At 66.2% G+C, this 3,729-nt stretch carries 4 protein-coding genes and 1 riboswitch; of the genes, 1 reads left to right on the forward strand and 3 read right to left on the reverse strand.

The genetic code is table 11. From position 1 onward, the window contains the following. Positions 1 to 69: 69 nt before the first annotated feature. The 3 genes from ACFU53_RS47245 to thrC form a co-directional block, all read right to left on the reverse strand. Positions 70 to 276, reverse strand: a complete 207-nt coding sequence (locus ACFU53_RS47245; protein ID WP_005486335.1) for a cold-shock protein — start codon at positions 274 to 276, stop codon at positions 70 to 72. A 462-nt stretch (positions 277 to 738) separates the two neighbouring features. Continuing rightward, positions 739 to 1,014: a MoaD/ThiS family protein gene (locus ACFU53_RS47250; RefSeq protein ID WP_383895890.1), complete on the reverse strand. Its 276-nt coding sequence runs from the start codon at positions 1,012 to 1,014 to the stop codon at positions 739 to 741. 94 nt (positions 1,015 to 1,108) lie between these two features. After that, positions 1,109 to 2,395 (reverse strand): threonine synthase, encoded by a 1,287-nt coding sequence (gene thrC / locus ACFU53_RS47255; protein WP_384006618.1) that lies wholly within the window; start codon positions 2,393 to 2,395, stop codon positions 1,109 to 1,111. A 17-nt stretch (positions 2,396 to 2,412) separates the two neighbouring features. Further along, positions 2,413 to 2,559, reverse strand: a riboswitch (SAM riboswitch). Positions 2,560 to 2,690: 131 nt separating this feature from the next. On the opposite strand from thrC, the gene ACFU53_RS47260 reads away from it, so the two are divergent. Continuing rightward, positions 2,691 to 3,635, forward strand: a complete 945-nt coding sequence (locus ACFU53_RS47260; RefSeq protein ID WP_384006621.1) for a glucosyl-3-phosphoglycerate synthase — start codon at positions 2,691 to 2,693, stop codon at positions 3,633 to 3,635. The last annotated feature ends 94 nt before the right edge of the window (positions 3,636 to 3,729 follow it).

Genomic DNA, 3,729 nt, shown 5'->3' on the forward strand with positions numbered 1-3,729 from the left:
CCCCGTACGGGGTGCGAGCCCTCCGATGAAGAACGAAGAACGTCGCTGCGTTAAACCCGGCGCGTTACTTCAGCCGGCCGCCAGTCGGACCATGTCCGCCTGCGGCCCCTTCTGACCCTGCGAGATCTCGAACTCGACCCGCTGGCCCTCTTCCAGGGTGCGGTAACCGTCCATCTGAATCGCGCTGTAGTGGACGAATACATCCGCACCACCGTCGACCGCGATGAAGCCGTACCCCTTCTCCGCGTTGAACCACTTGACGGTGCCCTGAGCCATGCCTAACTCCCCTATTACTGGCCCTTGCACAGATCCACACTTCGCGGATCCGGGTCAGACCTCACCCCCCAACGGTTGGGGGTGTGCGCCGGAACGCGTCGACCGCGGCCGAATGTATCTGTCCAACTGCCCTCTGCAACAGGTCAATCGGACGAGAATTCTGGACACGACCGGTCGGGAATGTACGAACAATTCGCCCGAATTCAGGGCAAGTCGGGCCCCACAAAGGGAACGAAATACGCAAAAGGCCTGCACACTTTGGCTACTTCATATAGGGCGTGCGGCGCGATCCGATATGCGCCCGGCATGAAATCACTACGGTGATCGATCCGGGTTCCCCAACTGTACCGTGCTCAACCATAGAGAATTGCCCCCTCCGCTTCTCTCGCGGAGAGGGCAATTCGATGAACTCTCGGTAATCAAGGTTACCGACGGTTACTACCGGCCGGTACTGAACGGGGGTCAGCCGCCGGCGACCGCGGGAATGATCGACACGCCCGCACCGTCCGGCGTGGCCGTCTCCAGCCCCTGCTCGAACCGGACATCGTCGTCATTCACGTACACATTCACGAACCGCCGCAACTTGCCCTGATCATCCAGAACCCGGGCGGCGATCCCGTTGTGGTTCTTCTCCAGATCGGCGATGACCTCGGCGAGAGTCCCACCTTCGGCACTCACCTCGGCCTGCCCGCCGGTGTAGGTACGAAGGATGGTGGGGATGCGAACACTGACGCTCATGACGTGTGACCTCCGGTCGGTACAGCAGGGTTCAGGGGCGCGGGGAACTGCGCGACCAGCGCCCACAGGCCCGCAGACGAACTACAACCCAGTCTTAGACAAGACCGGCTTCACGGAACGAATCAAGGTTGGGCCGAATAGTCGCGGTGAGCCCGGTCCCGGCCACCGCATCCAGCGTCTTGAGACCGTCACCGGTGTTGAGGACGACAGTCGTCAGCGTCGGGTCGAGAGCCCCGTCGTCGATCAGCTTCTTGGTCACGCCGACGGTCACACCACCGGCGGTCTCCGCGAAGATCCCCTCGGTCCGCGCCAGCAGCTTGATCGCCTCGACGATCTGCTCGTCCGTCACGTCCTCGACAGCCCCACCGGTCCGCCGAGCGATGTCGAGCACATACGGCCCGTCCGCCGGGTTACCGATCGCGAGCGACTTCGCGATCGTGTTCGGCTTCTGCGGCCGTACGACGTCGTGCCCGGCCTTGAATGCCACCGACACCGGCGAGCACCCCTCCGCCTGCGCACCGAAGATCTTGTACGGCTTGTCCTCGACGAGCCCGAGCTTGATCAGCTCCTGCAGACCCTTGTCGATCTTCGTGAGCTGCGACCCGGAGGCGATCGGCACGACCAGCTGGTCCGGGAGCTGCCAGCCGAGCTGCTCGCAGATCTCGTACGCCAGGGTCTTGGAGCCCTCCGCGTAGTACGGCCGCAGATTGACGTTCACGAAGCCCCAGCCCTCGCCGGCCGGGTCGCCGATCAGCTCGGAGCAGAAGCGGTTCACGTCGTCGTAGTTGCCCTCGATGCCGACGAGCTCGCCGCCGTAGACGGCGGCCATGACGACCTTGCCCTGCTCCAGGTCGTGCGGGATGAACACGCAGGACCGGAAGCCGGCACGGGCCGCGGCGGCGCCGACGGCACCGGCCAGGTTGCCCGTGGAGGAGCAGGAGAGGGTGGTGAAGCCGAAGGCGCGGGCCGCCTCCAGCGCCTGGGCGACGACGCGGTCCTTGAAGGAGTGCGTCGGGTTGCCGGAGTCGTCCTTGATGAAGAGCTTGCCGGCGTCGACGCCGAGCGCGCCCGCCAGGTTGTCGGCCTTGACGAGGTGGGTCCAGCCGGGGTTGATGTTCGGCTTGGTGGCCACGTCGGCCGGGACGGGCAGGAGGGGCGCGTACCGCCAGATGTTCGCGGGACCGGACTCGATCCGCTTGCGCAGCTCCTCCGTGTCGTAGGCGGAGTAGTCGTACGCGATCTCCAGCGGTCCGAAACACTCCTCGCACGCGAAGACCGGTCCGAGCGGAACGCGGTGACCGCATTCGCGACAGCTCAGAGCGGCGGCGGGGCCGAGGTCTACTGTGGAGTCGGTGGTGCTTGCAACAGTCTGCGCAGCCATGGAGGCGAGGCCCTTTCTCCTCATCTTCCTCACGACGCACTTCGCCGTGAGACGGATTTGGCACCTTCCCGAGCCGGGAGCCTCACCACGACAACGTGGTCAGACCGGCTGGAGGGTTGCCGGGGCTTCATCGGGCCGTATCCCTCTGCCCCTCTGGATGAGCGGTATTTGGTTGTATACGCGGACGAGCACCGACATGCGATGGTCACCAGCGTTGTCCAAGACTGTAACCGAAGGCCAGGACAGTTGAGAGAGCCGTCCGAACCGCGAGATGAACGCAGAGGAGCCGCGCACTGTGCTGAAGGAAGTCGAGCGCTGGCTGAGCACCCGCTCCTGGTCCATGACCGACCGCCCGCTCCACAGGATTCTGGCCGCGAAACGAGCCACCGGTCAGTCGGTCAGCGTCGTCCTGCCCGCGCTGAACGAGGAGGAGACGGTCGGCGACATCGTCGCGATCATCCGTCATGACCTCATGCGGCAGGCCCCGCTCGTCGACGAGATCGTGGTCGTCGACTCCGGCTCCACCGACCGGACGTCCCAGGTCGCGGCGGCGGCCGGGGCGAGGGTCGTCCACCGCGACGACATCCTGCCCCGCATCCCGGCCGTGCCCGGCAAGGGCGAGGTTCTGTGGCGGTCGTTGATGGTGACGTCGGGCGACATCGTGTGCTTCATCGACGCGGACCTCAAGGAGTTCTCGTCGGACTTCGTCTCCGGGATCGTCGGCCCACTGCTCACCGACCCCGGCGTCGACCTCGTCAAGGCGATGTACGACCGCCCCCTCGGCTCCGCCGCCGGCCAGGGCGGCCGTGTGACGGAACTCATGGCCCGCCCCCTCCTCAACATGCACTGGCCCCAGCTGGCCGGCTTCGTCCAGCCGCTCGGCGGCGAGTACGCGGCCCGCCGCTCCCTCCTGGAACAGCTCCCGTTCCCGGTCGGCTACGGCGTGGAACTGGGCATGCTGGTCGACGCCCTCCACCTCGTCGGCCTCGACGCCCTCTCCCAGGTCGATGTCGGCGTCCGCAAACACCGCCACCAGGACGGCCAGGCGCTGGGCCGCATGTCCGCGGCCATTTATCGCACGGCTCAGCTCCGGCTGGCCCGCGGCCACCTGATCCGTCCCGTCCTGACGCAGTTCGAGCGGGGGCGGGAGGGCTTCGAGCCGCGGACGTATTCGGTGGACCTCGAGGAGAGGCCGCCGATGGTGGAGATCGAGGAGTACGTGGAGCGAAAGGCCGCGTGACCAAAGGGGCGGTTCGGTTGTCGGGCGACTGCGGGTGGTGCGTGGTTGCTCGCGCGGTTCCCCGCGCCCCTAAAAGACAAACAGGGGCGCGGGG

This window comes from Streptomyces sp. NPDC057474 (assembly GCF_042802555.1).
Lineage (GTDB): Bacteria > Actinomycetota > Actinomycetes > Streptomycetales > Streptomycetaceae > Streptomyces.